General features: G+C 36.0%; 3 protein-coding genes. All 3 read left to right on the top strand.

Features of this window, described 5'->3' with window-relative positions; all coding sequences use genetic code 11:
• The first annotated feature begins 235 nt into the window (after positions 1 to 235).
• Positions 236 to 2,179, top strand: a complete 1,944-nt coding sequence (gene nrdD / locus GHT08_RS12805; RefSeq protein ID WP_163581790.1) for an anaerobic ribonucleoside-triphosphate reductase — start codon at positions 236 to 238, stop codon at positions 2,177 to 2,179.
• Positions 2,176 to 2,829 (top strand): 4Fe-4S cluster-binding domain-containing protein, encoded by a 654-nt coding sequence (locus GHT08_RS12810; RefSeq protein ID WP_163581791.1) that lies wholly within the window; start codon positions 2,176 to 2,178, stop codon positions 2,827 to 2,829. Before nrdD ends, GHT08_RS12810 begins: the two co-directional genes overlap by 4 nt.
• Positions 2,830 to 2,934: 105 nt before the next feature.
• Positions 2,935 to 3,687, top strand: a 753-nt coding sequence (locus GHT08_RS12815; protein ID WP_193568298.1) for a BCCT family transporter, incomplete at its 3' end; no start/stop codon positions are given.

Genomic DNA, 3,687 nt, shown 5'->3' on the forward strand with positions numbered 1-3,687 from the left:
ACTTTCCAGATTTATTTGCAACTTCTGCTTTTTATTTGCAGCTTTTCAGATTTAGTTGCAACTCTTGCTTTTTATTTGCAGCTTTTCAGTTTTATTTGCAACTTCTGCTTTTATTTGCAGCTTTCCAGATTTATTTAAAGCATCTATTTAAAACTATATTTAGTGATAAAAATCACTAACAAGCACTATATATTGTGTTATATTCTATTTATCATATTAAAAGGAGAATTGATCCATGTTTCAAAACACAGAACAAATTATCAAGAAGTTTACATCTAGCGTAGATGATAAAAAAGCAGATTATTTAAAAAGGGAGAATAGTAATTATGTATATTCTCTTCCACTTCTTAGGCACAATTTAACTAATCATGCGGAGGAGCAGTTTCTTTTTCAGCATATTCTTCCTCCTCGAATAAAAGAGTTATATGATGAGGGAATTGTTTATGTTCATGACAAACAGCTTGCACCTTATTGCGTTTCGATTAGTTGTCGGGATATTGCAATGAAGGGGATTCCATCACTTGCTAAAAATATGATTACATCTAGACCTGCGAAACGCTTGTCGATTCTACTTAGACATTTCAGTAATGTGGTCACCCTTATTTCGCAACAGGTATCTGGGGCTGTCATGCTTGCACAGCTCTCCACGATTGCTGCTTCCTATCTCCAGGAGGAAGAAAAAAATCATATTACATACTCTCAGGATGAATTAAAACAGCTTTTTCAAAGTTTAATTTGGGAACTAAATATGCCATTAAGATCAGGCGCACAAAGTAGTTTTTCTAACATTACATTGGAATTCGGAAAACCTTCTGAAGAAATAAAAGATGAATATGTTGTAATTGGCGGGAAGCCGCTCTCGATCAAGTATTCAGATATTCCTTCACAATATTTTGATCGGATTAATCAAGCAATTATCGATGTGATGAGTGAAGGAACTGGCAGTGATGGTATTCCATTCACCTTTCCATTACTGACCGTACAAATCGATGATGACTTTAACTATCATAATCCGCTATTCCTAGAATTACTCGATAAGATGTATAACTGGGGTGGTGTTTATTTTGAGAACTTTAAAACAAAGCCTTTTGAAGATCCTTATTATAAAGCATTAAACCCAATGATTCAGGCGAAAGATCCTGAAGTCAGTCGCAGTCTTTGTTGCAGGTTACAAATAAATCTAGAAACATTGTCAAAAGCTGGTGGTGGTGTCTTTGGTTCTTCGACCGGTTCTACAGGGGCTGTACAGGTACTTAACCTTAATATCAACCGTCTATTACTTGAATTCGGAAACAATATCAACACGGTCAAAGAGAAAATGCGGGCATACATGGAAGTGATGCAAGAAGCACATATGGCAAAACGAAAATGGTTAGAGCAAAATAAAGAACTTTTTCCTACCTTTTTCTCTTATAACCCTAATCTAAAAAACTATTTTAACGTATTTGCGATTACTGGAATGAATGAGGGACTTATCAATATCGGTTACCAGAAAGGCATCAATGATCCTGAAGGTAAACGAATTGCGCATGAATTAATGCAATATATGACAGATATAGTTAATGAGTTTATTGTGCGAGATAAAGTTGCTTGTGGTATTGAGTATGCACCTGCTGAAAATGCTGCGATTAAATTAGCTCGACATGATCAGAAGTGGGCAGAGGCACACAATCAAGATATTTTCACACAAGGAGAAGGAGAAAATCCTTACCTTACCAGTGGTTGTATGACACCTTTTTCAGAAGATGATTTCATAGATCAATTAGAAAACAGTGCAGAGTTCCAAGGCTATGCTACTTCCGGAAGTGTGCTACACCATTTCTTAGAATCAAAAGTAACACCAGAAAAACTGATCAGTTATTTGGATAAAATTTTTGAAAAGCCGATTAACTATATCACATTAACGCCAACGATTACATCATGTATGGATTGTGGTCAAAAAATGGTAGCAGAGGATGCGAAAAATGTGCAAGAATGCCCGACATGCGGCTCCCATGATATTGCTTCATTTAGTCGTGTGATTGGTTATTTAAAAATGATTGCTCGCAATCATATTAATGTTGATGAAAAAGGCTATTACAAAGGAAAATATAATTTCTGGTCGAAAGCAAGACGACATGACTGGAATGTACGCAAACGAATGAAAAAAGAAACGATTGAAGAAGTTGTTCATTCGTGAAATTTTATAACCATTTTATTCGCACATTCCAAGACTTGCCTGATCACACAACATTATTGGTACATTCTTTATCTGGCTGTCTGCTTCATTGCTATGGTTGTCACAATTATGATGAAATTGTTGCCAATACACCGAAAAACTATAAGACGAAAGAAGATCTTTATGCTTATTTAGAGAGAAACGGCTTTTTGTTTGATGCGGTTATGCTTAGTGGGGGGGAATTTTTAATCGATAAAATGGTGGACATTACAGACTTATTGAAAAAGGTCCGCAGTATTTTCAAAGGGAAAATTATTGTCACAACTTGTGGGATATATCATACAAAACTCAAACGATTGATCGCTGAAGGCCTGGTAGATGGTATCCATATTGATATGAAGCTGCCATATCATGTGTTAGATCCACGGGAAGATCAAAATATTTTCCAAGATGTAATGGGGATTAAGCCTAATCAGCAATTAATCGAAAATTTGTTGGATAGTATTGATACCGTCATTCAACACAATTCACCACTGGATCAGGTGCGAACTGTAAAATATCCGATTCTTGCTGATATCTTTTTTGATGAAATTCGTGATTATGTAGAAAAAAGAAAGAGCTATTTTCAAAGTGATGTTCCATATTATTTAAATCCATTTCAATATGTGTAATGAAGAGGATACGAATAGTTCGTGTCCTCTTTTTTTGTTTAATTTTTCATGTGTGTGGTAACTCATTATTGTATCCGCAAAAAAATAGAAGGAGAGTGAGTTAGTATGAAACAAAGAACTGGTCATGATTGGCATTTAATTGATCATAAAATCTTTATTCCATCCTTACTTTTCATCATTATGATTAGCATTCCTTTTTCTATTTACGAATCTGAATCATTAAATATGCTGAATACTATATTTGATAAAATTGTCGATGTTTTCAGCTGGGGGTATATCTGGTATGCTCTTATTTTGGTAGCAGCCGGGTTATATTTATCCTTTTCTAAATATGGAAAAGTAGTGCTGGGCAATCCAAATGAAAAGCCGAGATTTACTATGTTCGAATATGCATCGATCTTGATTGCAATGGGAGTTGGCTCCACCATTATGAGAACAGGGATGGTACAGTGGACACAGGTGGCCTTGGACCCTCCTTTTGGTGTGAGCCCTGAATCGCAGGAAGCACTTCTATGGGGAAATGCCTATAGTATGTTCTTATGGAGTTTTCAAGTTTTTGCAATCTTTGTGATGGCAGCTCCAGCGATGGCTTACATTATTCATGTTAAGAAAAGACCGTTGATGCGCATCTCAGAGGCATGTCGCTGTATTTTCGGCGATAAATTCACCGATGGCCTCGGAGGAAAAGTGTTAGACATTCTTTTCTTAGTCAGCATCTTATCTGGTGCTGCTGTTACGTTAGGATTAGGTACACCAATCATTACCTATAATGTTTCGGCACTGCTGAATATGGAGGTTACCTTTGGCCTTACCATGATTATAACGATTGTTTGGGTTTTTCTATTCTCTGTAAGTGCC

Origin of the sequence: Gracilibacillus saliphilus (assembly GCF_010994085.1) — a bacterium.
In the GTDB taxonomy this organism is placed as follows: domain Bacteria; phylum Bacillota; class Bacilli; order Bacillales; family Amphibacillaceae; genus Gracilibacillus; species Gracilibacillus lacisalsi.

What these genes read in the sequence shown, in the direction of transcription:
- nrdD (WP_163581790.1), top strand. Translation starts at nt 236, where the DNA reads ATGTTTCAAAACACAGAACAAATTATCAAGAAGTTTACATCTAGCGTA.